Here is a 24342-nt window from a genome sequence, read left to right as displayed (position 1 = left end):
AATACTTATTATGCTATCTTAAACTTATGGAATGGAATTGAGGAACTTCTTCTAAAGATTCTGTAATAAGCGGAGAGTAAAAAATGAATGTAACCTTTAAAGAGGTTGCGGAAACCGTAAAGGGAGAGCTGAAGGGAGACCCTTCGGGAGTTATAAAGGGAATTTCAACGCCCGAAAATCCAAAGGAAGAAACGGTCGTATTCTGCCAGAGCGATAGGGATATAGAGAAGGCTAAGGGGAAGGCAAGCCTCCTCGTTGTGGACAAAGATATAGACGGAAAGCCCTATGTTAAAGTGAAAGACGTTAAGCTTGCCCTTGTCCAGTTCCTTGAGAAGTTCTTCCCCGAAGAACATCCCGTCGGTATATCGGATAAGGCGTCAATAGGGGAAGGGGTTGAGGTTGGAGCTGGAAGCTACATAGGGGATTTCGTAGTTATAGGGAACAACGTCAAGATAGGGAGAAACGTCAAGATTTATCCCTTTACCTTTATCGGGGATAACACCATTATAGGGGATAATACCATTATCTTCAGCGGGGTTCATATATACAGGAACACGGTTATAGGCAGGAACGTGAGGATTCACAGCGGTGTAGTTCTTGGGGCTGACGGCTTTGGATACCACATAACCCCTCAGGGAATAAAGAAGCTCAATCACATAGGGAACGTTGTCGTTGAGGATAACGTTGAGATAGGGGCGAACACAACCGTTGACCGGGCACTTATTGAGACAACGGTTATCGGGAAAAATACGAAGATAGATAACCTCGTAATGGTGGCCCACAACTGCAGGGTAGGGGAGAATAACATACTCGTCTCGCAGGTCGGCCTATCGGGTAGTGTAAGAACCGGAAAGAACGTAATCCTTGCGGGGCAGGTAGGTGTTGCGGACCACGTTGAGATAGGGGATAACGTGATAGTTACAGCAAAGTCCGGAGTTGCCAATAACTTGGAGCCTAACAAAACTTACGGTGCCAATCTTCCCGCAATTGAGTGGAGCAGGTGGAAGAGGATTTACCTATACCTCTTGCGTCTTCCCGAACTTTTCAGAAACTTAAAAAAATGATGGAGTATATATTCCCGATAGTTCTCTTGGGTTTTGGTATTTACCTCATTTACAGGAGCAAGAAAAGGAAAAAATCCTGCTGTGAGACTTAATCGAGGCTCTTCACATACTCAAGGGTGTAAAGGGTAAAGTTGGAAAGAAGAAGACAGAACATTAGGGCAACCAGGGAAGCGAGAAGAATTCCCGCGACCGAGAGAAGCAAAGCTGTAAAAAGAAGGAGAAGGGGAAGGGATACAAAAAGCCACTTGATACCGACCTTCGCATACCTTCCGTTTGGAAACAAAAGGAGAACGAGTATAGACTGAAATCCTTCCTTGAAGGTTCTCGCTATGTAAAGCTCCTTTGAGAGGTAAGGTTTATAAAACAACCACCAAAGTCCCAAAACTATGTAAAACTTCGTAAATAAATAAGAGAGAACCGCAACGAGATAGAGGTAAACCGCCTCGGAAAGGGTGTAGCTGAACACCGAACTTTTCGGAAGCAGAACCCTCCTTATCTCGTAGCTCTCGTTATGCTTCAACACTTCGGTGAAATGCATAACCGTTGAGTTCACAAGTAGGAGGAGAAGATAAAAGGAAACCATACCTACGTATGGCAAAGGAGTTATAACGAGGAGAACGGTAAAGAAGAATATCCAGGGAATGAGAAACTCGGGTGTAAGAAAAAGGCTCTTTACGGAATTTATAACAACTTCCCTCATATTCCCTGAACGCTCAGGTTTATTTTAAGCTAAAATCAAGACATGGGGGTTGAGGGTTTACTTGAAGGATTTTACGAGCAGATAGTTTACGAAGATATAGGTAAGGACCTGAGCGGTTATAAGGGTATTGTCTTCTGCGGAATGGGGGGGTCGGGAATAGCTGGAACCTTTGCGAGTAAATGGTTAAATCACAGGGGTGTAAAGATTCCCTCCTTTGTCGTAAAAGGTTACGAGCTTCCTCCCTTCGTTGATGATAGTTATCTCGTTGTTTGCATAAGCTACAGCGGAAACACGGAGGAAACACTCTCAAACTTTGAGGAGGCCCTGAAAAGGGGCATAAAGCCCGTATGTATAACCTCGGGTGGAAAGTTAAAGGAGCTTGCGGAGAAAAACGGGTGTGAAGTTTACGAAGTTCCGAAAGGCTTTCAGCCGAGATACGCTTTCGGTTACCTCCTCTCAAAGGCCTTGTGTCTCGTGGGAATATCTCCAGAGGAGATGGAGGACGCAAAGGAGAACGTAAGGGAAAATCTTAACAAAATAAAGGAAGAAGGGTATAGGATAGCGGAAAGGCTTTACGGCTACGTTCCCGTAGTTTACTCAACGCCCCTCACCGATGCCATAGCGGAAAGGTGGAAGGGACAGATAAACGAGAATGCAAAAACACCCCTTTATTACGCGGTCCTACCCGAGATGCACCATAACGAGGTAATGGGCTGGAATAACCCATCCCTGAGAAACAAGTTTCACTACATAGTTATGTATGACGCGAAAGACCACCACAGGGTAAAACTCAGGGTTGATATAACCCTAAAACTCTTAAAGGATATGGGAATAGTCCCCATAGTGCTGAAGGGAGAAGGGAACTCATACCTCTCAAGGAGCCTCTACCTCGTTCACCTTGCGGACTGGGTGAGCGTAAAGCTGGCTGAGCTTTACGGATACGACTCATTAAAAGTAGATACTATTGAGAGGATAAAGGAAGAGCTTAAAAAGTATGATTAATTATCTCCTTCGGCTTGCCTTCGTCGGAACAAACTTTTCGGGGTGGCAGGTTCAGCCCAAGGAGAGGACTGTTCAGGGAGTCCTCCAGGAAGCCCTCTCAAAGATATTTAACGAAGAGATTAAAGTGATAGGATGTTGCAGAACGGATGCGGGAGTCCACGCCCTTGATTACGTTGCAAACTTTAAGGCCAAAAAGGATTTTCCCGAGGAAAAGCTCTTACTTGCTCTAAACGGAATACTTCCGAAGGATATAGGCGTTTACGAGGTGAGAAAGGTCTCCCCCGAGTTTAACGCAAGGTATTCCGTGAAGGGAAAGGTTTACCTTTACAAGATATGGAACTCGGAAGTGAGAAACCCCTTTCTATATCCCTTTACCTGGCAGGTAAAGAAGGGGATAAACTTTGAGCTTCTAAAAAGAACTCTTGAGCTAGTTAGGGGAGAACACGACTTTAGGGCTTTTGCAAAACTTGAGGAGGAAAAAAACACGGTCATAAACCTTGAAGAGGTGAGCCTGAAAAGAGAAGGAAAACTTATAGAGATAAGGCTTAGGGCTTCCCACTTCCTGAGGTATATGGTGAGAAGGATTGTGGGAACCGCTGTAAAAATAGCCCTCGGGGTTTACGAACCCTCATTAATGGAGGAGCTCCTTAAAGGGAAGGGAAAAGCCCCATACACCGCACCTCCCCAGGGACTCCACCTTGAAAAGGTCATACTCTAAAACCTTGATTTCATTATCCTTTATTAACATGAGAGAGAGACCGCTACCCGACTGGGTAAAGGAAAGAATACTCCAGAAGGTAAGAAACAAGGCACTTGCCCAAGAAGCCTTCAAGTATATAACTGTTGTTGAGAAGGACGATGGAACGCTCCTCGTTAAGGAAAACTTTAACAACACTCAGCACCATGCTCTCTGGTTTATGGTGTTAGCGTGTGTTAACTATGCCCAGAGACTTCTCAGGGGTGAGGATATAGAGGATATCTGAGTTAAAATTTCCTTTATGCTTACCAAGGAAGAGAAAAAGGTTGTAGCGGGAATAACCTTCGTAGTTGTCGCGAGATTTCTCGGGCTCTTTCTTCTCCTTCCCGTTCTCGCCCCCTATGTTAAGAAACTTTCGGGAAGTACCCCTCTTTTAACGGGTCTTGCGGTAGGTATATACGGACTAACCCAGGCACTGCTCCAGATTCCCTTCGGATACCTTTCGGATAAATACTCAAGGAAGGGAGTTATAACCGTAGGACTTCTCATATATGCCCTGGGTAGCTTCCTCGGAGGAGTTGCCCAGAATATCTGGACCATGCTGATAGCCCGTTTCCTTCAGGGAGCGGGTGCCATATCCTCCGCGGCGATAGCCCTCTCGGCGGACCTCATAAGGGAGGAGGTGAGAACGGTAGCCTTCGCCCATATAGGTGCGGCAATAGGAATGACCTTCGCCTTCAGCATAGTAGCCGCCCCCGTTCTCGCGGGCAAGTTTGGAGTTCCCTTTATATTCTTCCTTACGGGAGCCCTCTCCCTTCTCGCACTCCTTTATCTCCTTCTCTTCATTCACGAACCAAAGAGACATGAAAAGGAGATAGAGCCCTTCTTAAAGCTCCTTCCCCAAATACTCACCGATAAAAATCAGATGGCGGTTGACCTCTCTATAGGTATTCTTCACCTCATTCTCGTATCCATATTCACGGTTATACCCATTGAGCTTATAGAAAACTACAACATACCAAAACCCGAGCACTGGAAGATATACCTACCCGTTATCCTTATATCCCTCGCTATAATGGTTCCCGCGATAATCTTTGCGGAAAAGAGGGGGAAGATAAAACCCGTTTACCTTTCGGGAATACTTCTAATCTCTCTGGGATTTCTTATTCACATTCTCCTTAAGAATATTTACGGAGTATTTTTAATGCTTCTTCTCTTCTTTATAGGTTTTCACCTCCTTGAACCAATTCTTCCTTCCCTTCTCACGAAGTTTGCGGGGCCCGAGAAAAGGGGAATAGCGGTCGGAGTTTACAATACTATTCAGTTTATGGGGGCATTTCTCGGAGGAATTCTGGGAGGTATATTCCTGAAGCTCGGAAAGGATTACCTTCTCATTACGGATTTCCTCATCTCCCTGTTATGGTTTATATTCGTAGCCCTCTGGATAAAAGGAGTTGAGATAAAGAAGAGGGAAGCTCAGCCGTAGAGGGATATTCTCGTTTCCTTTCTCTCCATGTATCCCTTCCTGAGCCTGTATCCCTCTTCTGGGTAAAGTCCGTAAAAGAGGTTCTGGACATGGTTTCCTTCAACGAAGAAGCACCACCTTTCTATAGCACTTCCCACGAGTATGGATAGGTAAATCGTTGACAGGAGAAACATATTAACGGTTCCCGTTATGTAAACGTATATAAGAAGAAATAGGGGAAGTATGAAGGTAAATAAGTATGCAAGTGGTATGAATGTGGGAAGCATCTGCTTTCCCTTTGCGTAGTAAAACTCGGTCGTGCAGTAATTGTCGGTCGTTGAGCTTTTGTCTATAACCCTTATGGGTCTGTTGTGAGGGAGGTTCAGGGCTTCGTTAAGGGTGGGACGTTTGATGTAAAACTGCCTTATGTTGAAGGCAAGTCTGAAGCCAAATCCGAGGAGAACGAAGAGGAAGGTGAGGAATAGGAATGTTCCCGTATAGGGCAGGTTATAGAAGTAGGATATTATCGTGAAGGCTGAAGAGCCCAGCATTAGATACATTAAGAGGTAGTAAATAACCGTTATTCCCGTGTTCCACTCAAGGACGAACTTGTTTGATGCATAAATCATAGCGGTTGAGAAACCGCTTAGAATTCCGAGAATCCAAGTTATTATTCCAAAGGTATGTTCAAGGAAGGGAGAAACCTCAAAGTATTTAAGGACGAGGTAAATGAGAAGTGTAAATCCGTAAGCTCCGCTGAATACCGCTTCCCTTGAGAGCCAAGAGGTGTTAAACCTCTTTATAGCCTTCCAAGCCCTCAGCTTGTGTCCCAGGTGGAAGGACGCTCCTATCGCACCTATACCTATGAGTATGAGACTTATGACTCCCGATAAAAGAACAACTTCCTTAGGAAGTCCCTGACCTTTTCCGAAAAGGGTGAGAAACTCAATGAAATAGGTGAAGATAAAGAGCCCTATGGAAGTTCCTGCGGTTAAAAAGAAGAATATAAGGGAAATCGGCGGGTGCATCTCTTACCTCCTTTTATGGTAGTTCTTCGTAAGCTTCCTCAGGTTTTTCCTCCGTCGCTTTCTGCCCTGCGGATGTGTGATGTCTTCTTAGAACCTCAAGGAATAGGGGGTTATCGGGTTTCAGGATGTGCTTTTCAAACTCCTCAAGGTTTATCTTAGTTTCCTGTCTCGGCAGGTAGTGGTTTGCGGGGTTTGTTCCCATGTCGGGGAAGAGAACAAAGCCGTTTCTCTCCTTGATTAGCTTGTAAACCTCGCTGTTCGGGTCCTCAATATCTCCGAAGAATCTTGCCCTTGCGGGGCACGTGAGAACGCATGCTGGCTGTCTGTGTTCGGGGGGAAGGGTTTCGTCGTAAATCCTGTCTATACAGAGGGTGCACTTCTTCATAACCTTATCCGCTTCATCAAACTCACGGCATCCGTAGGGGCATGCCCAGGAGCAAAGCTTACAGCCTATGCAGTCGTCGTAATTTACAAGGACTATACCGTCCTGCTCCCTCTTGTAGCTTGCACCCGTCGGACAGACGGGAACACACGGAGCGTCCTGACAGTGGAGACAGGACTTTGGAAGGTGGAACACCTGCGTTTCGGGAAACTCACCCATCTCGTAGGTGAATATCCTGTTATACCAAACTCCCGAAGGGTGTGCTCCGAAGGGGTCGTAATCGGATAAGGGTCCAAAAGCCGCCTGAGTGTTCCACTCCTTGCAGTTTGTAGCACAGGCGTGGCAACCAACACAAGTATTCAAATCTATAACGAGAGCATACTGGGGCATCTTTCTACCTCCTTACTTAAGGTTTATACCTTAAAAGTTCAACCCACCTTTCCTTAATGTAGGGGAGGGGCTCAACCTTAAACTCGGGATAGGTCTCGGGCGTTTGGTCTTCAGCTTTGTAAACCCTTACCTTCGTATCAAACCAGGCGAGGTGTCCCGTAATTGGGTCTCCGTAGTAGAACTCCCTTCCTCCCATTCTTATGGAGTGGGGTATTACGTGGTTGAGGAGGAATCCCTGGTGTCCCTCTTCCGCTTCGGGCTTGAGCCCCCAAGCTCCTATCATCTTACCGATAGCGTTCCAGGTCCATACGGAGTTTGGCTCGGTGCACTCGGTGAGGAATACCTGACACTTAACCTTTCCTATCCTTGACTCAACCCAGACCCAGTCAAGGTGCTTTATACCGAGCTTCTTAGCGGTCTTGGGGTTCATGTAAAGGTAGTTTCTCGTTGATATCTGCCTGAGCCATGCGTTCTGGGAGTCCCAGGAGTGATACATCCACTGGGGTCTTTTCGTGAATGCGTAAAGGGGATAATCATCACCGCTTACTTCTTCCTCAAAGGGAGGATACCAGAAGGGTAGAGGGTCAAAGTATCTGACGAGCCTTTCCCTGATTACGGGGTCATTGGGAGGCTGTTTTTCCCCTTCCCAGAGACCTTGTCCCGCGAGCCTGAACTTCTGGAGGGTTTCAACGTAGAAGTTCATAATTATGGGGTCGGTCCTCTTTACGAACTTAACGCTCTTTGCCCACTCAAGGTAGTCCTTGTTTGCATACCTGTAATAACGCATGTGCTCGGGAAGGGGATAGTAGAAGAATCCCTTGTTCTTTGCGTACATCTCAAGCTGGTTGGGGTTCGGCTCTCCCACAAAGTGCTTATCCCCGTTCTTTCCTCTCCATCCCGCAAGTGCTCCCACGCCGGGCTGGGGTTGCCAGTTTATGAGAAAGTCCTTCCAGTCCTTATACTTGGGAGTTCCGTCCTCGTTAACGAATCCGGGAAGTCCGAGCTTAGTCCCGAGTCTTACCATTATCTCTCCCCAGGGGAGAACATCAAGCTTTTCACCTTTGAGGTCCCTCGGCTCAACTATGGGTTGCCTAATCGCATCAACGGGTCCCGAGGCAACGGAGGGCGGTCTGTCAAGGAGTGAGAGGGCAAACCACTGTTCAAGGTAGGTCGCATCCGGCAGGACGAGGTCCGAGTAAGCGACCATCTCGCTGTAGAAGGCATCTATCGTAATTATCTTCGGAATTACGTAGTTTCCGCTTGCGTCCTTTGCGGTAAGGGCTTTAAGGATGTAGGGTATGTTCTGGGAGGAGTTCCAAGCCATATTTGCCATGTAAATCATGAGAACCTCTATGTCGTAGGGATTTCTCTCATAAGCGGCGGGTATCACGTTCTGTATAAGTCCATGGGCAGCTATGGGGAACTCCCAGCTATAAGCCCTGTCTATTCTGAGGGGATTTCCGTTCTCATCAACGAGGAGGTCATCGGGGCTTTGGGGTATTCCGAGGTGAGGTCCGTAGGGTTTTCCGAACTCAAGTTCATCAAGAGAGTTTATCTTCTTGGGTTTTGGAAGGTCCTCTATATGCTTGGGGTAGGGGGGTTTTGCGAGGTGTCCGCCGGGTCTGTCTATGCAACCGAGAAGCATCATAAGAACGAATACCGCCCTTGCTGTCTGGTATCCGTTTGAGTGGGAAGCTATTCCCCTCATTATGTGGAAGGAAACGGGTCTTCCCTTCATAGTCTTGTGCTTCCTTCCCCATACGTCGGTCCACTCTATCGGGAGCTCTATGGGGTCGTAGAGGGCGGTAACTCCGAGCTCCTTGGCTATCCTCTCTATCGTCTCCGCAGGTATGCCCGTAATCTTTGATACCTTTTCGGGGGTGTAATCCTTAACTATCCTTTCCGCGAATATATCAAAGGCGGGTCTTACCTTATAACCTTCTGGTGTCTCAAACTCACCTATGAATGCGGGGTCAAGGTTTTCGGGAACTATGCGATCCGCGGGCTTAAAGCTGTTTGATTTCTTGTCAAATACCATCGGTTTTCCTTCTTCGTTTCTGTAAAAGAGTCCGTCCTTGGGGGTTCCGGGTGCCTGAATGACAAGCCAGGGGGCGTTCGTGTACTCTTTCAGGAACTCCCAGTCTATGAGGTTGTACTTAAACAGAACGTGGGCAAGTCCCAGTATAAAAGCTCCGTCCGTTCCGGGCTTTATGGGAATCCACTCGTCCGCTATCGCTCCGTAGCTCCACCTCACGGGGTTAACAAATACGAACTTTCCTCCCCTTCTCTTGAGCTCCTGTATTCCGAGCTTGAAGGGGTTGGAGGCGTGGTCCTCCGCAACGCCTATCATCATAAAGTACTTGGTGTGTTCAAAGTCGGGGTCTCCGAACTCCCAGAAGGAGTATCCAACGGACATAAGTCCTGCTGCTGCGACGTTAACGGAGCAAAATCCCCCGTGTGCAGCCCAGTTTATCGTTCCTATCTGCCCCGCAAACCATCCGTTTATGGCCTGCATCTGGTCCCTTCCCGTGAAGAAGGCGACCTTTGCGGGGTTCTTCTGGGCAGCTTCCCTTATCCATTTGGCTGCAATCTCAAGGGCTTCGTCCCACTCTATCTCCTTAAACTGCCCCGAACCTCTTGGTCCTACCCTGAGGAGGGGCTTTCTCAACCTTGCGGGTGAGTATTCTTTCATTATTCCCGAGGAACCCTTGGCACAGAGAACACCTTTATTTAAAGGGTGGTCATCGTTTCCCTTTATGTATGTAACTCTACCGTTTCTAACGTAAACCTCTATACCGCAACGGCAAGCACACATATAACAGGTGCTGTAATACTTCTTTTCGTAAAAGCTTCCGCCGATTTCCATAGAAGTTCCCTCCTTAACTTCTTTTAAGAATAAATACTTCGCTTAAGATGTAGATGACACACTTCCTTAAGGTATTATAAGACTTACTTATAAGGCCTATAAGCTGGAAAGGGATTTAAAATCTCTAAGGAATGAGAATCGTCCTGAAGATAGGCTCAAACCTCCTTGAGACACCCGAAGGGGACATAGACCTCAGGTTTCTATCAAAGCTGGCGGAAGAGATAAAAAGGCTAAAAGGGAAGGGATACGAGTTCTTAATAGTTTCCTCGGGAGCGGTTCTCTCGGGAGCGAAAAAGCTGGGTATAAGGGAAAAGCCGAGGGATTTAATAACGAAACAAGCCCTTTCCGCGGTAGGTCAGGCATACCTTATGCATCTTTACGACACCGTTTTCTCAAACTACGGGCTTATGGTGGGACAGGTACTCCTCACGAAGGACGTTTTTTCCGCAAAAAATAAGGATAGGTTCACGAACGCTAAAAATACACTCAATAAACTCCTTGAGATGGGGATAATCCCAGTTATTAACGAGAACGATGCGGTTGCGGTGAGCGAGCTTATATTCGGTGATAACGATTTTCTCGCGGTATACGTCTCCTTTACCATTGGTGCAAACCTCCTCGTCATATTCTCAAGCGCGGGGGGGCTTAGGGACCACGGGGACAGGGTAATTCCCGTCGTTGAGAGTGTTGAGGAAGCCTTTAAATACGTAAAGGGAACGGGAACGAGCTTCGGAACGGGAGGCATGAGGAGCAAGCTGGAAGCAACGAGGCTCGCAACAACCTTAAACATTCCCGTAATAATAACTGGGAAGGAAGACTCCCTTGAGGATATAGTGAACTTCAAGACCAAGGGAACGCTCTTTAAGCCCTCAAGGAGGAAGCTGAGGAACGCTCTAAAGGTGATAGCAACACTTGAAGAGCCAAAGGGTGTAATAGTTGTGGATGAGGGAGCGGTAAAGGCTCTAAAGGAGGGAAAAAGCCTCCTCCCCGCGGGCATAAAGAGGGTTGAGGGAGTTTTCAATAAGGGAGATGTTGTGAGCGTTGTTAACGAGGAGGGGTTAATAGTCGGAAAGGGAAAGGTTAACTTCTCCTCTCAGGAGCTTGAAAGGATAAAGGGGTTGAAAACGAAAGAGGTCAGGGAGCTTCTTAAAACCACGAAGGACGAGGTGATACACAGAGATAACATGGTTGTATTCCTTTAAAGTCTTTAAAATTTATATCTATGTTTAAAACGGAGTTTGAGTTTCCCGAGGAACTCAAGAAAAAGCTTGAGGAACACATAAACTACTTTCCCAAAAAGCAACAGGCCATACTCCTGTGCCTTCACGAGATACAGAACTACTACGGTTACATACCCCCCGAAAGCCTGAAGCCTCTCGCGGATATGCTTGAGCTTCCCCTTAACCACGTTGAGGGGGTTGTTGCCTTTTACGATATGTTTGACAGGGAGGATAAGGCGAAATACAGGATTAGAGTATGCGTAAGCATAGTTTGCCACCTCATGGGTAAGAATAAGCTCCTTCAGGCCCTTGAGAAGATACTGGGCATAAAGCCCGGCGAGACCACTCCCGACGGGAAGTTTAAGATTGTTCCCGTTCAGTGTCTCGGTGCGTGTTCCGAAGCACCCGTTTTTATGATAAATGAGGACGAGTATAAATTTGAAAGTGAGGTGCAGTTAAATGAGGTCCTATCCCGCTATACCTAGGATTTACGCGGAGACAACCTTAAATATGCTTCTAAAGAGGGCTAAAAAGCCTCGTGTTCATACGATAGATGAATACATAAAAGATGGGGGATACCAGGCCCTTGAGAAAGCCCTTAATATGTCCCCCGAGGAGATAATTGACTGGGTTGATAAGAGCACCCTCAGGGGAAGGGGAGGAGCGGGATTCCCAACGGGTAAAAAGTGGAAGTTTGCGGTCCAAAATCCGGGCCCCAGATACTTCATCTGCAACGCGGACGAGTCTGAACCAGGAACCTTCAAGGACAGGATAATCATAGAGAGGGACCCCCACCTCTTGATAGAGGGGATAATCATATCTTCCTACGCCATAGGTGCTAACGAGGCATACATATACATAAGGGGAGAGTATCCGGCGGGGTATTACATACTCAGGGATGCAATAGAAGAAGCTAAGAAGAAAGGTCTTCTTGGGAAGAACATACTGGGTTCCGGTTTTGACCTTGAGATATACGTCGCAAGGGGTGCGGGAGCTTACATCTGCGGTGAGGAGACCGCACTCATAGAGAGCCTTGAAGGAAAAAGGGGACACCCGAGGCTCAAACCACCCTATCCCGTTCAGAAAGGTCTCTGGGGTAAACCCACCGTTGTTAACAACGTTGAGACGATAGCGAACGTTCCTTACATAATCTCAATGGGATGGGAGGAGTACAGGTATATAGGCCCGAGCGATTACGCGGGTCCTAAGCTCTTTCCCGTAAGCGGTAAGGTGAAAAAGCCCGGTGTTTACGAGCTCCCTATGAATACAACGCTCAGGGAGGTTATATTCAAGTACGCAGGGGGAACCCTCGGAAACAAGAAGGTGAAGGCGGTCTTTTCGGGAGCCCTTGACTGCTTCTCCCACGAGGAGCTTGACATTCCCATGGACTACTCCCCCCTCGGATTTGGGGGAACGGGAACGGTTATAGTCCTCACGGAGGAAGATGACATCGTTGAGGCGGCACTAAAGATTGCGGAGTTTTACGAACACGAAACCTGCGGTCAGTGCACCCCCTGCAGGGTTGGTTGTTATGAACAGGCAAACCTCCTTGAGAAGATTTACAAGGGGCAGGCGGACGAGAAGGACTGGGAAGGATTTGATTTCGTAAACAGAAACATACAACCAACATCCATATGCGGTCTCGGAGCAGTTGCGGGAAGACTGATAAGGCAGACAATGGAAAAGTTTCCCGAGGAGTGGGAAAAGTATAAGAAAAAGCTCCAGAAGGTTGGGGCTTAACGCCCCTTTACTTTTTTCCCTAACAGAAACAGAATAATTATTTATGAAGAAAACTTTTAAAAATATTGAGCTTGAGCTCCTTAAGGAGATTTCAGACCTTGAGTATTACGATGTAAAAGCTCCCCTAAACTCAAAGGAGTTCTGGAGGGAGTGGCAGGAGAAGTTCAACAGGGCAAACCTCACCCTGATAGCCCTCAGAAATATCCTGAGAAAGAATAAGCTAAACAGAAAAGATTTCAGGAAGGTTGTTAACCTTATAAAGAGTTATGAGGATATAATATCCTACCTGAACAGCCTTAAGGCCACCGCCCTCAACGCGAGGGGGTATTACGGAGGTTATTACATAGAGTTTGAGGAAGACGACGAGGACGAAAGTGAAGGAGGTTAATGATGTTTGAAGGATTCAAGGAGGTTACGGATAAAGACTTTTACAAGGCTGTTATGATGAACCCGAAGCCTTCTGTGGTTGTTTTCACGGACCCGAGCAACCCCGCAAACGAACAGATAAAACCTATACTTGAGAAGTTCCAAAAGCTTTACGGCGACAAGGTTGATTTCTTTTACCTTGACGTTACTAAAAACACCTCCTTTGAGGACTTCGGTATATTCAACTTCCCTGCAATACTCTACTTCAGGGATACTATGGAGCTTGACAGACACGACTTCATACCCACCGAGGAGATGGTAGAGCAGGCCATAAAGAGACTTTTAAGGATGGTGTGATGAGAAGGGGTTTTACGCTCATAGAGGTTCTCGTTGTCTTAATCATTCTCGGTCTTATCGCCGCATTAATCGTTCCGAGAATAACCTCAAGGGTTGACGAAGCGAGGGTAAATACTACAAAGCTTCAGCTAAAAGCCTTAAAGAACGCCCTTGAGCAGTTCAAGCTTGACAACGGCTTTTATCCGACGACGGAACAGGGGCTGAAGGCCCTCGTAGAGAAACCAACAGTACCTCCCGAACCCAAGAACTGGAAGCAGTATATGGAAAAGCTCCCAAAGGACGGGTGGGGGAACGACTTCATTTACGTATCGCCGGCGGGTTCAAGACCTTACGAGCTGAAATCCGCAGGGCCTGACGGCGTTGAGGGCACGGAGGACGACATAAGCGTCTGGGATTTATGAGAGGCTTTACCCTTCTTGAGACCGTTATCGCTTTAACCCTTATAGGCTTAACGCTCTCCGTCATTTTCTCTTTACTCTCTCAAGGAATAAAAATAGTTGAGGACATAAAAGGTAAATGGGAAGATTTCACATACCTGGACAGGGCCGTAAAGCTCGGGATAAGGGAGGGCGTAAATATAAAGGAGAGGGAGCTTGAGGAATACGGGGTAAAGGTAAGGATTTATAAAAAAGGGGAGATGGAGCTCATTCTTCTTGAATGATTTGCCCGTCCCTCAGGTAAACAATCCTTGAGAAGAAAGGTCTCAGCTCCTCGTTGTGGGTCGCAACTATAAAGGTTATACCCCTCTGGTTCATATCCTTAAAGAGGTTGAAAATCTTCTCGCCTTCCTTGCTGTCAACGTTTCCCGTGGGTTCATCCGCAAGGATTAAGAAGGGCTCAACCATAAGCGCCCTTCCTATCGCTACCCTTTGCTGTTCGCCTCCGGAAAGCTGGTAAGGTTTGTGGTTAATCCTGTGGGAGAGTCTCAGAAAGGAGAGTATCTCCAAAGCCTTCTTTTTGGGTTCTTTAATGCCCAGAAGCTCCCCTATAATCGTGAGGTTTTCAAGAACCGTGAAGTCCTCAAGGAGGTAATAAAACTGAAATATGTAGGCTATCCTCCTTCTTCTCAGTTCGGCGAGTTCGTCCTCACTCATGGAGGATATATCCCTTCCGAAAACCCTGACCTCACCCTCCGAGGGCTTATCAAGACCCCCTATTATGTGAAGGAGCGTGCTCTTTCCCGAGCCAGATGGACCCATAACCCCAAGAAATTCACCCTTCTTCACTTCCAGGTTTATGCCCCTGAGGGCTACCGTTCCGTTCTCGTAAACCTTCTTAAGATTCCTCAGCTCCACCAGATTCATCTTCCCTTACCTTCTCAACCATTAACCTTAGTCCCTTAATTCCCGTAACCTTTACCCTGTCCCCCTTCTTTATATCCTCCTTTGAGTAGGCGTCCCATATCTCCCCGTGAACGAACACCTTTCCCTTCCCCTTTTTAAAGTCCGTAATAGCCTCCCCCTCCTCACCTATCATCGCTTCCATTCCCGTTATCTTCTTCCTCCTCTGGGCTTTTATGCCGAGGTATCCCACGGTCAGGAAGAAAACCGCGCTGAAAAGGGAAACGCCGAAAATCAGCTGTTTTGGTATCTCTCCGTAAGGGGAGTTTTCCTCAATGAGGAAAAGAGAGCCGAGAACGAGGGAGATTATCCCTCCGATAGTCAATGCCCCGAAGGTCGGCGTTATGAGCTCAAGAACGAAGAAGAGAATTCCGAGGAGTATTAAAAGGAGTGCGAGCCAGTTAACGGATATGAGACTCAGCCCATAAAGGCCCAAAAGAAGGGATATGGCACCGACAACGCCCGGGATAACGGCCCCTGGGTTGTAAAGCTCAAAGAATATGCCGTAAAAACCTATCATGAGAAGCAGATAAGCTACCGTGGGGTTTGATATTATCTTAAGAATTTTCTCCCTAAGAAGTGGCTCAACCTTTACAACTTCCTTCCCTTTAGTTTTTATCTCATAAACCCTCCCGAGTTTCTTCACCTTCCTACCGTGGAGCTTCTCAAGGAGGTCTCCCAAATTGTAAGCTATTAGGTCTATAACGCCTTTCTTTAGGGCTTCCTCCGCGGAGAGGGAGAGGCTCTCTTTTACCATCTTTTCAATCACTTTTACGTTCCTCCCCTTTTCTTTCGCTATGGCTCTCACGAATGCGAGCATATCCTCAAGAGCCTTTTTTAACATAACGTCGTTCTTCTTATCCCTCTGGGGTCCCGCTATGACGGGGTGGGCAGCGCCTATGTTTGTTCCGGGGGCCATTGCCGCCACGTCCGCGGCTATCGTTATAATTGCACCGGCGGAAGCTGCCCTCGCACCCGGAGGATATACAAATACAACGACGGGGAGGGGTGCGGTGTTAAAAGCCTGAACAATCTTCCTCATACTCTCAACGAGTCCGCCCGGGGTGTTCAGAATGAGAATGTATAAGCTCCCTCCCTTTTCCTGAGCTTCTTTTAAGGAGCGCTCAACGTATCCCGCTGCGGTCGGGGTTATGGGCCCCTCCCACTCCGCAACGAATATCTTTGGGAATGCAAGGGAAACTAAAAGTAATAAAAAGGTTATAAGGGCTATCATAACTTATATTATGACCGTTCAGAGTGTAAGGGGTTTTCACGATATACTCGGAAAGGAAGCGAAGAAGTTCAGAAAGGTATCAAATACAGCAAGGAGGATACTCAAGCTTTATAACTTTGAGGAGATTATACTTCCCGTGGTTGAGTATGCGGAGCTCTTCCAAAGAAGCGTTGGGGAGACTACCGACATAGTCCAGAAGGAGATGTTCGTATTTGAGGACAGGAAAGGGAGGAAGTTGGCTCTCAGGCCCGAGGGAACGGCGGGAACCGTGAGGGCTTTTATTCAGCACAAGCTTTATGCCCTGAGACCTTACGTGAAGCTCTTTTACGAGGGACCGATGTTCAGGTATGAGAGGCCCCAGGCGGGGAGGTACAGGCAGTTTCACCAGATTGGAGCTGAGGTGTTCGGCGTCGCTGAGCCTCACGCGGATGCGGAAATAATAAAGATTACCTACGATATACTGAATGCCCTTGATATAAAAGACGTTGTTATAGAGATAAACTCCCTCGGATGCAAGAAGGACAGGGAGGCCTACAGGGAGGCACTCCTTAATTACCTGAGGGGTGTGAGGGAAGAGTTATGCTCCGATTGTATAAACAGGATGGAGAGAAATCCCCTCAGAGTTCTTGACTGCAAGGTTGAGACGTGCAGGGAAGCTGTAAAGGAATCCCCGAAGATGATAGACTTTCTCTGCGATGAGTGCAGGAAACATTACGAGAGCCTGAAGGAATACCTGAAGGCCTTAAACATTCCCTTCAGGGAGAATTACAACCTTGTGAGGGGACTTGATTACTACACGAGAACCGTTTTTGAGGCGGTATCCGACAGCTTGGGACTTACGCTGATAGCGGGGGGAAGGTACGATTACCTCGTTGAGGAGCTCGGAGGCCCACCAACTCCCGCACTCGGTTTTGCCCTTGGCGTTGAAAGGCTTATGCTCCTCCTTCCCGACGAGAAGGAAGAAGAGGAGATATACTTCGTCATTCCCTTCGGAAACGTTCACGCTTACGCTCTTAAGGTTGCGGACAGGCTGAGGAGTAAGGGAAAAGTTGTTGAACTCTCTTACAGGAAAGGAGGGCTAAAGAAACAGCTTGAGTTTGCGAATAAGCTCGGCGTTAAGTATGCGGTAATAGTGGGGGAAGATGAGGCATCAAAAGGAGAGGTAACGATAAAGGATATGGAGACGGGAGAGCAAAAGAGTGTTAAGTTTGAGGAGCTTTAAATTACCTTTACGCTTATATCTTCGTCCCCGTAGAGGTGAACCGCACAGGCGAGACAGGGGTCAAAGGAGTGAATGGTCCTCAGTATCTCAAGGGGCTCTTTCGGGTTTTTCAACTCGTGTCCTACGAGTGAGGCCTCATATGCGGAGGGCTGTCCCTTTGCGTCCCTCGGTGAGCCGTTCCAGGTTGTAGGAACAACCGCCTGGTAGTTCTCAATCTTTCCATTTTTTATGTGAACCCAGTGAGAGAGGGAGCCCCTCGGTGCTTCCATTATTCCAACACCCTTTGCCTCCCTCGGCCAGGTTGAGGGCTCCCATTTCTCGTCGTTGAACACGTCATAATTGCCTTCCTTCACGTTTTTAAGGAGCTTATCAAACCATCCCTTCATGGCGTTTGCGTATATGTATGTCTCAAGACCTCTTGCGAGGGTTCTTCCGAGCGTGGAAAAGAGGGCCTCTCTGGGAAGTTCCAGCTTCTTCAGGGAGTCCTCAACGAGCTCCCTCGCGTTGTGTAAATCCCTCGCATACATTGCCAGAATTCTTGAGAGGGGACCGACCTCCGCGGAGTGCTCCTTATACCTCGGAGCTTTCAGCCAGGAGTATTTCCCCTCAACGTTCAGGTATTCGTAGGGAGGCTCAGGACCCGTGTAATTCAATACGGTCTCCCCTTCCCAGGGATGCAGGGGCTTGTCGTCTCCGACGGAGTACTTATACCAACTGTGGGTTACGTACTCCTTAACCTCCTTTAAATCAACCTCTTCTGGTTCTTCAAGGTTTCTGTTTTTAATAAATGTCGGGGGTATGAACCACCTTCCTTCCCTGTGGGAATCCCCCTCGGGCTCTCCGAGGACGAGGAAGTTCCCGAGTCCCTCACCTTTAAAGAACCACTCTTTGTAAAAGCTTCCGAGGGCTATCAGGTCGGGAAGGTAAACCTTTTCCGTGAAGTAATTCATCTCATCAACGAGGCTCTTTACCCTGTTCAGCTTTTCCATGTTTATTGTAGTATCGCTTTCCGGATTTATGGGTGAGGGCATTCCTCCGACCGCAAAGTTGGGGTGGGGATTTTTCCCTCCGAATATGGTGTGAACCTGAACTATCTTCGCCTGCCAGTCAAGGGCATCAAGGTAGTGGGATATGAACATGAGGTTAAGCTCCGGAGGGAGCTTATACTCCGGATGGTTCCAGTAACCCTTGTTGAATATGCCGAGCTGTCCCCTTTCCACCTGTTTGAGTATCTTCTTCTGGACCTCTTTAAAGTATCCGGGTGTAGATTTCTCGTAATCAGACAGCTTTCTGGCTATTTCCGAGGTCTTTACGGGGTCTGCCTTTAACGCCTGAACGGGATTCACCCAGTCAAGGGCGTGGAGGTGGTAAAAATGAACAACGTGGTCGTGAACGAATATCGTCCCTATCATGAGCTTTCTTATAAGCGATGCGTTTTCGGGGATTGAGATGTTAAGGGCATCCTCAACCGCCCTTATTGAGGCAAAAGCGTGAACGGTTGTGCAGACTCCGCATATCCTCTGGGCGAAGGCCCATGCCTCCCTCGGGTCCCTTCCCTTAAGGATAATCTCTATTCCCCTTACCATCGTCCCGGAGCTGTAAGCTCTCTTTATAACTCCGTTCTTTACCTCCGCCTCTATCCTGAGGTGTCCCTCTATTCTTGTAACGGGGTCAACAACAACTCTCTTCATCCTTCTTCCTCCTCAAGGGCTTCCGCCACAAGGTCAACAATGCTTAAAAACTCGTAATCCCTGTTTAGCTCCTTTGAGCTCTTCTCAAGGGAGAGCACGCAGTTTGCGCAGTAGCATGCAACCTTCTTGGTTCCCGCCTTATCAAAGAGCTCAGCCTTTACAAGAAAGGCCTTCTGCCTGTGGTAATCCGCCTCGTGCTCAACGACTACGCCTCCGCCTCCTCCGCAGCATACGTTTTTCTCGGGAAACTCAACGGAATCCCTGAAGTCCTCCGCTATCAGTTTGAGAATTTCCCTCGGCTCCCTTAGAACGCCTCCCCTCCTTCCTATCTGACAGGAGTCGTGAAGGGTAATCCTGTCTATGACCTTCTTTGAGAGGTTAAGCCTTCCTTCCCTTACCATCTTGTGGATAAACTCAACGATATTGAGTATCTCAAAGTTCCACTCTCCCGGGAATATATTGGAGGCAACAAACCTCATTGATTGGTAAGCGTGTCCGCACTCGGGGGCTATAATCGTTTTTATCCCAAGCTCCTTTGCACCATCAAGAATCCTCTTCAGGAGCTCCCTCGTAACCTCCTTGCTCTGGACAAAGAGGCCGAAGTTTGTAGCCTCGTGGGCTTTCGTTGAAACTGTCCAGCTAACACCACTGTGGTTCAGTATCTTTGCGGCGGATGCGACCGAGGATGGATACTTCATTAGCTCTATGGAGGAGGGTATGTATAGGTATTCCGCTTCCTGGTCAACGGGAATATCAACCTCCCATTCGTCGGATATAAACTCAATACGGCTCAGGAATGTGGGTATATCAACACCCAGGGGGCTTCCCTTCTCTATTGCTTTATTTGTGGCTTTCGCAAGGTCCTTCGGCGTTAGCCCGACCTTTGTGAGCGCTCCCCTCACTATGGCAACGAGTCTCGGCGTATCTATTCCCATGGGGCATATCTTCGTGCACCTGTCGCACATGGTGCAGGTGTAGTATGCGAGCCTTACCTGTTCCTTTAGGTCCTCCGGCTTTATCTTCACTCCGAAACCGAGGAGCTTTTTTACCCTTCCGAGGAGCGTGTAATTTTCCTTGTATATCTCCCTGAGAAGGTCAGCCTTATACGCCGGTGTGAGTGTAGGGTCTATCTTCCCCGACACGTTCTCTCCCATGTAGAAGTGACAGGCTTCCGCACAAAGTCCGCACCTCACACAGGCCTCAAGGTATGCGGCAACCTCCGAGTTTATGGACTCCTTACAGAAATCGTAAAAGGCCTTTATATCCCTTTCTGTTATCTCTTCCTTGTGCTCAACTTTTACCATATTACTCCTCCTTCAGAAGGAAACGCCCCTCTTTCCTACGTTCCAGCCGTAGTAAAAGACGGAGACGAAGTAGTAAACGAAGTGGGAAAGCCTGCTGAAGGGTATGTAGATTATGAGTAAAACCGCGGATAGCATATGGATGTTTAGCATCCATACGTATAGGCCTCCTCCCGACCACCTCGTTGCAAATATACCCGTAAAGAGAACTATGCCTATTAAGATGTTAGCCACGTATTCGTCCTTTCCTGTGAGGAGCTTGAGAACGGGGTTAAACATCCTGTGAACTGTAAGGGCAAATAGGGAGCCCAGGGCAGCGTATGCGAGTATGTCCGCAACAACCTGGGGCATGTATGGAGGCTCAAAGCCTATAATCTCTTTCCAAAGAAAAGCGTGCTGAGGAACGAAGAAGGTAAGGCCGAGAAAGCCAATGTGAAATAAGAATCCGCCAACGTATTGAATACCCCTGTGGGCAAAAACCTCCCTGAAGAATCTCCAGGCTTGAGCGGGCTTCAGAACTATCTTCTCAACAGCCTTAAGGGGAGGATTTCCCTTAGGTTTTGCAAAATCCTTCGGAAGGCCGAGTATGAGAACCCTGAAGAACCTGTAAGCTATTCCGACGAAGAAGATAAGTATGGCAAACTTAAGGAGGGGACCCCTTATGAAGTCGTAAACCTGAACGTCAATAAGGCTCATCACTTTCCTCCCTTTAACTTCTTGTTTATCCAGGCGATTCCTGCACCCGCGGCAGCTCCTATGGCTACACCCGTAGCTATATCCTTGAAGCTTATTCCTTCTTCCACAACCGAGAGAGGCTTGTAAATGAATCCCCTGTCCCAGAAATCGGGCTCGGAGCATCCGAAACAGGGATGTCCAGACTGTATGGGGAAGCTCAGGCTTCCGTTCCACCTTATCGTGGGGCACGCGTTCCTCGTTATGGGCCCCTTACAGCCGAGTTTATAAAGGCAGTATCCCTTTCTCGCCTTTTCGTCGTCAAAGGATTCCGCAAACTTTCCGGCGTTGTAAAAGGCCCTCCTGTAACACCTGTCGTGAATAGTCTCCCCGTAAAAGGTCTTCGGCCTTCCGAGACCGTCAAGGGGAGGGAGCTTCCCGAGGGCAAGGTAATGAACTATGGTCGCAACCAATACGTCCCCTATGGGAGGACATCCGGGAACGTTCACAACTGTTTTATCCTTTATTACCTCGTATACGGGAACCGCACCAGTTGGATTTGGAGATGCCTTAGGAATGCCTCCCCAGGAAGCACAGCTTCCTACCGAAACGACGAACGCGGCATTCTCCGCAGCTTCTTTCAGGAGCTCGTAGTTTGACTTTCCTCCCACGGTGCAGTAAACGCCGTTCGGAGTCACAGAGCCCTCAACAACGAGTATATACTTGCCCTTGTACTTCTCAATGGCTTCCCTCTTTGACTCTTCCGCGTAATCTCCAGAAGGCGCCATAAGCGTTTCGTGATACTCAAGGGATATAAACTCAAGAAGGACTTCCGTTGGAAGCAGGGAGGTTGACCTTATGAAGGACTCTGAACATCCAGCACAATCCTGAAACTCAAGCCATATGACAACTGGCTTTGGCTTCGTTTCCAGAGCCTTTACCACTTTCGGCATGAGGGAAGGAGGAAGTCCTAAAACCGCGGTCGTTAAGGTTGCGAACTTAAGGAAATCCCTTCTTGTATAACCTTTATCCTTAAAGACTTCAAAAAGCGTCTTCAATTAAGCCCCTCCATATGGGGTAATATATTGTGATTTTTATCAGATGCAATAATAATTGATTTTCAGAAGGGAACGAATGCGTAACCCTCGTTCTGGAGCTCTATGAGCGTTATCCAGCTGTTCGGGACAACCTCTATAAACTTAGGGACATTTTTAATCTTCATCCTTTTCATAGCTATGTTGCAGGCCTTTATATCAACCTCGTAAAGCTCCTTTAACGTCTTCAGTTTAGACTGAATGAGCTTAATCTTCTCCCTTGTTTCCTTGGGATACCTATTCAGGTCTCCGTCAACAATCGGAATGCAGTAAGAGTGTATAGTTATAACGAATTTATAGGATTTCCCCTCTTTTATGAGCATCTCAGCAGTATTCTGAATAAGAGAGAGCCTGAGATTTATCCAGTCAAGGTCTCCAATAGCACAGTCAAAAACAGACTTTAAAACCCTTTCTCCAGAAAAGGAAAGGGAAAGGAAAAGGAATAGGAATATAAAAATTCTTTTCATAACTCACCTCCCTAAAACTTAATTTATGAAGAAGTAAAAGACGGGAGAAGAGAAGATGATTGCGTCAAACCTGTCAGCGAATCCTCCGTGTTCCCCAAAAATATTTGAGAAGTCCTTAATGTGGTATTGTCTCTTTATGAAGGATTTGAAGTAATCCCCTGCGACACCGAAGACTAGCGTAATCATTCCTATGAAGAAAGCCTTTAAAAAATCTTCAGGTAGAAGGAATCCGTAAAATAAGGATGCGGGAATTAAACCCCCTAAAAATCCCTCAAGGGTTTTCTTAGGTGAGATTTTAGGAAATAAAGGAGTTTTTCCGAAATACTTTCCCGTGTAGTAAGCGAAAACGTCGTTTATCCATATACCGAATATAAAAACGAGAGTTATGAAAACCCCCTTTTCCCTTATACCTATAAGGTAAGAAAGAAAGAGAGCAGGGTAAAAGCCGAGAAAAACAACTTTGAGAAAGGATTCAATTGACCATGTTTTATACCCCCTGTAAAGGGCAAGAAGACCGATTAAGGGATAAGTAAGTGGACTTAGAAGATAATGAACAAGCAGTATAAGGGGTGAGAATAAAGAGATATCTTCTTTAAAAACCTTTGAAACTTCCTTTGATACAAAAAAGGAAAGAAGACATACGAAAAAAGCAAACAAGGGAAGGGGTAAAAAGGTAATGAGTATAACGATAAGGCCTATTGCCAATCCGTAGGATTCCCTACTCATCAAGCACCCTTCCGAACTTCCTCTTTCTCCTTGAGAAGTCCTCGAGGGCTTTTAAGAACTCCTCCCTGCTGAAGTCTGGCCAAAGTGTTTCGGAAAAGTACAGCTCTGTGTAAGCGAGATTCCAAAGGAGGAAGTTTGATATCCTTTTTTCACCCGCAGTTCTTATGAGGAGGTCGGGGTCGGGGGAACAGGAGAGATCAAGAAGGCTAGAGAATAGCTCTTCAGTTATCTCCTCCCTCTGGAGCTTTACAGCTTTCTTTACCGCCCTCAGTATGTCGTCCCTTCCCCCGTAATCAACAGCGAGGTTCAGAAACAAATTTTTAAACTTCTTTGATTCTTCCTCTATCTCCTGCATTAGCTTCACAAGTTCCTTGTTTATCCTGTCCCTCCTCCCGATGAAGCGAACTCTTATCCCGAGTTTATAAAGCTTATCCTTCTTTGTCTGGAGGTATCTCCTCAAAAGCTCAAATAAAGCTTCAACTTCCTCTTTCGGTCTATTCCAGTTTTCCGTTGAGAAGGCGAAGAGCGTTAGATGTTTTATACCGAGCTCAATTGCAAACTCAACTATATCCTCCGCAACTTCCGCACCTTTGTAATGCCCGGCTATACGGGGGAGCCCCCTTTTCCTTGCCCACCTTCCGTTTCCGTCCATTATTATAGCTACGTGCTCGGGAATTTTAAGACTCATTACTCATTTTTGTATAAAACCTTCTCAGCCTTTTCAATAAGGGGCGTGTCCGGGAACTCCTCTTTTAATCTGTTTAAATACCTTTCGGCTTCGCTTTCGTTTCCTTCTTCCGCATAAATCTTTACGAGCATGTAATAGGTGTCGGGGAGCTTATTGCAGTCGGGAAGTCTACCTTCCTTACACTTGCTTATAAGCGTTTTGAGTATCTGAAGGGCTCTCTCTTCGTTACCGAGCTCATAGTATATAGTTCCGAGCCAGAAGTAAGCGTTATCCGTTAAGTTCGTTTTGGGATACTTTTTGATGAAGTTCACAAAGGCATCCCTTGCCTCGTTAAGTCTTTTCATCTTGTAAAGGTTTAGGGCTTCCCTGTACTCTTCCTCCGGATTTTCCTCAATCTCTTCTAAGGATTTAGAAGTTTCCTCTTCAATCAACTCTTCTCCTTTTTCCGTTTTTAGGTAAATTCTCCTCTTTATCTCCCCGACCTCTTGCGCAATTTTGTCTACCCTCTCGTTAATTATTTCCAGTTTCTCGCTCGTTTCCTCCTGCCTCTCTTCCAGTTTAGCGACGCGTCCCTCAAGCTCGCTTATCCTCTTTTTCATAATTTTTATTTCCTTTTCCGAGACGGGAGCA

The 24342-nt window shown here is 47.1% G+C and carries 26 protein-coding genes and 1 pseudogene; 13 read left to right on the top strand and 14 right to left on the bottom strand.

The window, feature by feature from the left end:
- The first annotated feature begins 83 nt into the window (after nt 1-83).
- Nucleotides 84-1064 (top strand): UDP-3-O-(3-hydroxymyristoyl)glucosamine N-acyltransferase, encoded by a 981-nt coding sequence (gene lpxD, locus ACYQZ0_RS08890; protein ID WP_459776242.1) that lies wholly within the window; start codon nt 84-86, stop codon nt 1062-1064.
- Nucleotides 1065-1152: 88 nt separating this feature from the next.
- Here lpxD and ACYQZ0_RS08885 read toward each other — a convergent pair whose 3' ends face one another.
- The gene (locus ACYQZ0_RS08885; protein ID WP_459776241.1) at nt 1153-1764 is read right to left on the bottom strand and encodes a hypothetical protein; all 612 of its coding nucleotides are present in this window, start codon (nt 1762-1764) and stop codon (nt 1153-1155) included.
- A gap of 42 nt (nt 1765-1806) precedes the next feature.
- Here ACYQZ0_RS08885 and ACYQZ0_RS08880 point away from each other — a divergent pair, with 42 nt between their 5' ends.
- Genes ACYQZ0_RS08880 through ACYQZ0_RS08865 form a run of 4 tightly spaced genes read left to right on the top strand, consistent with a single transcriptional unit; the run spans nt 1807 to nt 4949 of the window.
- Complete coding sequence (locus ACYQZ0_RS08880; RefSeq protein WP_459776240.1) at nt 1807-2766, top strand: bifunctional phosphoglucose/phosphomannose isomerase; 960 nt, start codon at nt 1807-1809, stop codon at nt 2764-2766.
- A complete protein-coding gene (truA, locus tag ACYQZ0_RS08875; protein WP_459776239.1) occupies nt 2759-3484 on the top strand; it encodes a tRNA pseudouridine(38-40) synthase TruA in 726 nt (241 codons plus the stop codon). The genes ACYQZ0_RS08880 and truA overlap by 8 nt, the downstream gene beginning before the upstream one ends.
- 28 nt (nt 3485-3512) lie before the next feature.
- Nucleotides 3513-3749, top strand: a complete 237-nt coding sequence (locus ACYQZ0_RS08870; protein WP_459776238.1) for a hypothetical protein — start codon at nt 3513-3515, stop codon at nt 3747-3749.
- A 15-nt stretch (nt 3750-3764) separates the two neighbouring features.
- A complete protein-coding gene (locus tag ACYQZ0_RS08865; RefSeq protein ID WP_459776237.1) occupies nt 3765-4949 on the top strand; it encodes an MFS transporter in 1185 nt (394 codons plus the stop codon).
- Here ACYQZ0_RS08865 and sreC read toward each other — a convergent pair.
- The 3 genes and pseudogenes from sreC to sreA all read right to left on the bottom strand — a co-directional run bounded on the left by sreC (nt 4940) and on the right by sreA (nt 9709).
- Entirely contained in the window at nt 4940-5956 is a 1017-nt protein-coding gene (gene sreC / locus ACYQZ0_RS08860; RefSeq protein WP_459776236.1) for a sulfur reductase subunit SreC, read from the bottom strand. The two genes, ACYQZ0_RS08865 and sreC, sit on opposite strands and share 10 nt — an antisense overlap.
- A gap of 13 nt (nt 5957-5969) precedes the next feature.
- Nucleotides 5970-6728 (bottom strand): sulfur reductase subunit SreB, encoded by a 759-nt coding sequence (gene sreB, locus ACYQZ0_RS08855; RefSeq protein ID WP_459776235.1) that lies wholly within the window; start codon nt 6726-6728, stop codon nt 5970-5972.
- 16 nt (nt 6729-6744) lie between these two features.
- A pseudogene (sreA, locus tag ACYQZ0_RS08850) lies at nt 6745-9709 on the bottom strand (sulfur reductase subunit SreA).
- A 16-nt stretch (nt 9710-9725) separates the two neighbouring features.
- Here sreA and proB point away from each other — a divergent pair.
- The 7 genes from proB to ACYQZ0_RS08815 are packed head-to-tail and all read left to right on the top strand — an operon-like array spanning nt 9726 to nt 13938.
- On the top strand, nt 9726-10796 hold the full coding sequence (gene proB, locus ACYQZ0_RS08845; protein ID WP_459776234.1) for a glutamate 5-kinase: 1071 nt from the start codon (nt 9726-9728) through the stop codon (nt 10794-10796).
- Between the two features lie 20 nt (nt 10797-10816).
- Complete coding sequence (gene nuoE, locus ACYQZ0_RS08840; RefSeq protein WP_459776233.1) at nt 10817-11299, top strand: NADH-quinone oxidoreductase subunit NuoE; 483 nt, start codon at nt 10817-10819, stop codon at nt 11297-11299.
- Nucleotides 11274-12554: an NADH-quinone oxidoreductase subunit NuoF gene (gene nuoF, locus ACYQZ0_RS08835; RefSeq protein ID WP_459776232.1), complete on the top strand. Its 1281-nt coding sequence runs from the start codon at nt 11274-11276 to the stop codon at nt 12552-12554. Before nuoE ends, nuoF begins: the two co-directional genes overlap by 26 nt.
- A 43-nt stretch (nt 12555-12597) precedes the next feature.
- Nucleotides 12598-12942 (top strand): hypothetical protein, encoded by a 345-nt coding sequence (locus ACYQZ0_RS08830; RefSeq protein ID WP_459776231.1) that lies wholly within the window; start codon nt 12598-12600, stop codon nt 12940-12942.
- Between the two features lie 2 nt (nt 12943-12944).
- A complete protein-coding gene (locus ACYQZ0_RS08825; protein ID WP_459776230.1) occupies nt 12945-13277 on the top strand; it encodes a thioredoxin family protein in 333 nt (110 codons plus the stop codon).
- Entirely contained in the window at nt 13277-13678 is a 402-nt protein-coding gene (gene gspG / locus ACYQZ0_RS08820) for a type II secretion system major pseudopilin GspG (protein WP_459776229.1), read from the top strand. The genes ACYQZ0_RS08825 and gspG overlap by 1 nt, the downstream gene beginning before the upstream one ends.
- Nucleotides 13675-13938 (top strand): prepilin-type N-terminal cleavage/methylation domain-containing protein, encoded by a 264-nt coding sequence (locus ACYQZ0_RS08815; protein WP_459776228.1) that lies wholly within the window; start codon nt 13675-13677, stop codon nt 13936-13938. Before gspG ends, ACYQZ0_RS08815 begins: the two co-directional genes overlap by 4 nt.
- Here ACYQZ0_RS08815 and ACYQZ0_RS08810 read toward each other — a convergent pair.
- Nucleotides 13922-14581 (bottom strand): ABC transporter ATP-binding protein, encoded by a 660-nt coding sequence (locus ACYQZ0_RS08810; protein WP_459776227.1) that lies wholly within the window; start codon nt 14579-14581, stop codon nt 13922-13924. The genes ACYQZ0_RS08815 and ACYQZ0_RS08810 overlap by 17 nt on opposite strands.
- Nucleotides 14553-15851 (bottom strand): NfeD family protein, encoded by a 1299-nt coding sequence (locus ACYQZ0_RS08805; protein ID WP_459776226.1) that lies wholly within the window; start codon nt 15849-15851, stop codon nt 14553-14555. Before ACYQZ0_RS08805 ends, ACYQZ0_RS08810 begins: the two co-directional genes overlap by 29 nt.
- 10 nt (nt 15852-15861) lie before the next feature.
- On the opposite strand from ACYQZ0_RS08805, the gene hisS reads away from it, so the two are divergent.
- A complete protein-coding gene (gene hisS, locus ACYQZ0_RS08800; RefSeq protein WP_459776225.1) occupies nt 15862-17073 on the top strand; it encodes a histidine--tRNA ligase in 1212 nt (403 codons plus the stop codon).
- On the opposite strand, the gene ACYQZ0_RS08795 is transcribed toward hisS, so the two are convergent.
- The 8 genes from ACYQZ0_RS08795 to ACYQZ0_RS08760 form a co-directional block, all read right to left on the bottom strand.
- Nucleotides 17070-18764, bottom strand: coding sequence for a nickel-dependent hydrogenase large subunit (locus ACYQZ0_RS08795; RefSeq protein ID WP_459776224.1), 1695 nt, complete (start codon nt 18762-18764; stop codon nt 17070-17072). The two genes, hisS and ACYQZ0_RS08795, sit on opposite strands and share 4 nt — an antisense overlap.
- Nucleotides 18761-20068 (bottom strand): (Fe-S)-binding protein, encoded by a 1308-nt coding sequence (locus ACYQZ0_RS08790; protein WP_459776223.1) that lies wholly within the window; start codon nt 20066-20068, stop codon nt 18761-18763. Before ACYQZ0_RS08790 ends, ACYQZ0_RS08795 begins: the two co-directional genes overlap by 4 nt.
- A gap of 12 nt (nt 20069-20080) precedes the next feature.
- Complete coding sequence (locus ACYQZ0_RS08785; RefSeq protein ID WP_459776222.1) at nt 20081-20761, bottom strand: hypothetical protein; 681 nt, start codon at nt 20759-20761, stop codon at nt 20081-20083.
- Nucleotides 20761-21795 carry a hydrogenase small subunit gene (locus ACYQZ0_RS08780; protein WP_459776221.1) on the bottom strand — a complete coding sequence of 345 codons (1035 nt, stop codon included), beginning with the start codon at nt 21793-21795 and terminating at the stop codon, nt 20761-20763. The genes ACYQZ0_RS08785 and ACYQZ0_RS08780 overlap by 1 nt, the downstream gene beginning before the upstream one ends.
- A 62-nt stretch (nt 21796-21857) precedes the next feature.
- The gene (locus tag ACYQZ0_RS08775; RefSeq protein ID WP_459776220.1) at nt 21858-22298 is read right to left on the bottom strand and encodes a DsrE family protein; all 441 of its coding nucleotides are present in this window, start codon (nt 22296-22298) and stop codon (nt 21858-21860) included.
- Between the two features lie 18 nt (nt 22299-22316).
- On the bottom strand, nt 22317-23024 hold the full coding sequence (locus tag ACYQZ0_RS08770; protein WP_459776219.1) for a phosphatidate cytidylyltransferase: 708 nt from the start codon (nt 23022-23024) through the stop codon (nt 22317-22319).
- Nucleotides 23017-23712: a polyprenyl diphosphate synthase gene (gene uppS, locus ACYQZ0_RS08765; protein WP_459776218.1), complete on the bottom strand. Its 696-nt coding sequence runs from the start codon at nt 23710-23712 to the stop codon at nt 23017-23019. Before uppS ends, ACYQZ0_RS08770 begins: the two co-directional genes overlap by 8 nt.
- Nucleotides 23712-24311 (bottom strand): tetratricopeptide repeat protein, encoded by a 600-nt coding sequence (locus tag ACYQZ0_RS08760; protein WP_459776217.1) that lies wholly within the window; start codon nt 24309-24311, stop codon nt 23712-23714. The genes uppS and ACYQZ0_RS08760 overlap by 1 nt, the downstream gene beginning before the upstream one ends.
- Nucleotides 24312-24342 lie beyond the last annotated feature (31 nt).

Source organism: Aquifex pyrophilus, from assembly GCF_054656935.1.
This window is presented reverse-complemented; position numbering and strand designations above follow the sequence as displayed.

Bases quoted from the DNA above. Each gene is read 5' to 3' on its own strand.
- lpxD (WP_459776242.1), top strand. From the start codon at position 84: ATGAATGTAACCTTTAAAGAGGTTGCGGAAACCGTAAAGGGAGAGCTG.
- ACYQZ0_RS08885 (WP_459776241.1), bottom strand. From the start codon at position 1,764: ATGAGGGAAGTTGTTATAAATTCCGTAAAGAGCCTTTTTCTTACACCC.
- ACYQZ0_RS08880 (WP_459776240.1), top strand. From the start codon at position 1,807: ATGGGGGTTGAGGGTTTACTTGAAGGATTTTACGAGCAGATAGTTTAC.
- truA (WP_459776239.1), top strand. From the start codon at position 2,759: ATGATTAATTATCTCCTTCGGCTTGCCTTCGTCGGAACAAACTTTTCG.
- ACYQZ0_RS08870 (WP_459776238.1), top strand. From the start codon at position 3,513: ATGAGAGAGAGACCGCTACCCGACTGGGTAAAGGAAAGAATACTCCAG.
- ACYQZ0_RS08865 (WP_459776237.1), top strand. From the start codon at position 3,765: ATGCTTACCAAGGAAGAGAAAAAGGTTGTAGCGGGAATAACCTTCGTA.
- sreC (WP_459776236.1), bottom strand. From the start codon at position 5,956: ATGCACCCGCCGATTTCCCTTATATTCTTCTTTTTAACCGCAGGAACT.
- sreB (WP_459776235.1), bottom strand. From the start codon at position 6,728: ATGCCCCAGTATGCTCTCGTTATAGATTTGAATACTTGTGTTGGTTGC.
- proB (WP_459776234.1), top strand. From the start codon at position 9,726: ATGAGAATCGTCCTGAAGATAGGCTCAAACCTCCTTGAGACACCCGAA.
- nuoE (WP_459776233.1), top strand. From the start codon at position 10,817: ATGTTTAAAACGGAGTTTGAGTTTCCCGAGGAACTCAAGAAAAAGCTT.
- nuoF (WP_459776232.1), top strand. From the start codon at position 11,274: ATGAGGTCCTATCCCGCTATACCTAGGATTTACGCGGAGACAACCTTA.
- ACYQZ0_RS08830 (WP_459776231.1), top strand. From the start codon at position 12,598: ATGAAGAAAACTTTTAAAAATATTGAGCTTGAGCTCCTTAAGGAGATT.
- ACYQZ0_RS08825 (WP_459776230.1), top strand. From the start codon at position 12,945: ATGTTTGAAGGATTCAAGGAGGTTACGGATAAAGACTTTTACAAGGCT.
- gspG (WP_459776229.1), top strand. From the start codon at position 13,277: ATGAGAAGGGGTTTTACGCTCATAGAGGTTCTCGTTGTCTTAATCATT.
- ACYQZ0_RS08815 (WP_459776228.1), top strand. From the start codon at position 13,675: ATGAGAGGCTTTACCCTTCTTGAGACCGTTATCGCTTTAACCCTTATA.
- ACYQZ0_RS08810 (WP_459776227.1), bottom strand. From the start codon at position 14,581: ATGAATCTGGTGGAGCTGAGGAATCTTAAGAAGGTTTACGAGAACGGA.
- ACYQZ0_RS08805 (WP_459776226.1), bottom strand. From the start codon at position 15,851: ATGATAGCCCTTATAACCTTTTTATTACTTTTAGTTTCCCTTGCATTC.
- hisS (WP_459776225.1), top strand. From the start codon at position 15,862: ATGACCGTTCAGAGTGTAAGGGGTTTTCACGATATACTCGGAAAGGAA.
- ACYQZ0_RS08795 (WP_459776224.1), bottom strand. From the start codon at position 18,764: ATGAAGAGAGTTGTTGTTGACCCCGTTACAAGAATAGAGGGACACCTC.
- ACYQZ0_RS08790 (WP_459776223.1), bottom strand. From the start codon at position 20,068: ATGGTAAAAGTTGAGCACAAGGAAGAGATAACAGAAAGGGATATAAAG.
- ACYQZ0_RS08785 (WP_459776222.1), bottom strand. From the start codon at position 20,761: ATGAGCCTTATTGACGTTCAGGTTTACGACTTCATAAGGGGTCCCCTC.
- ACYQZ0_RS08775 (WP_459776220.1), bottom strand. From the start codon at position 22,298: ATGAAAAGAATTTTTATATTCCTATTCCTTTTCCTTTCCCTTTCCTTT.
- ACYQZ0_RS08770 (WP_459776219.1), bottom strand. From the start codon at position 23,024: ATGAGTAGGGAATCCTACGGATTGGCAATAGGCCTTATCGTTATACTC.
- uppS (WP_459776218.1), bottom strand. From the start codon at position 23,712: ATGAGTCTTAAAATTCCCGAGCACGTAGCTATAATAATGGACGGAAAC.
- ACYQZ0_RS08760 (WP_459776217.1), bottom strand. From the start codon at position 24,311: ATGAAAAAGAGGATAAGCGAGCTTGAGGGACGCGTCGCTAAACTGGAA.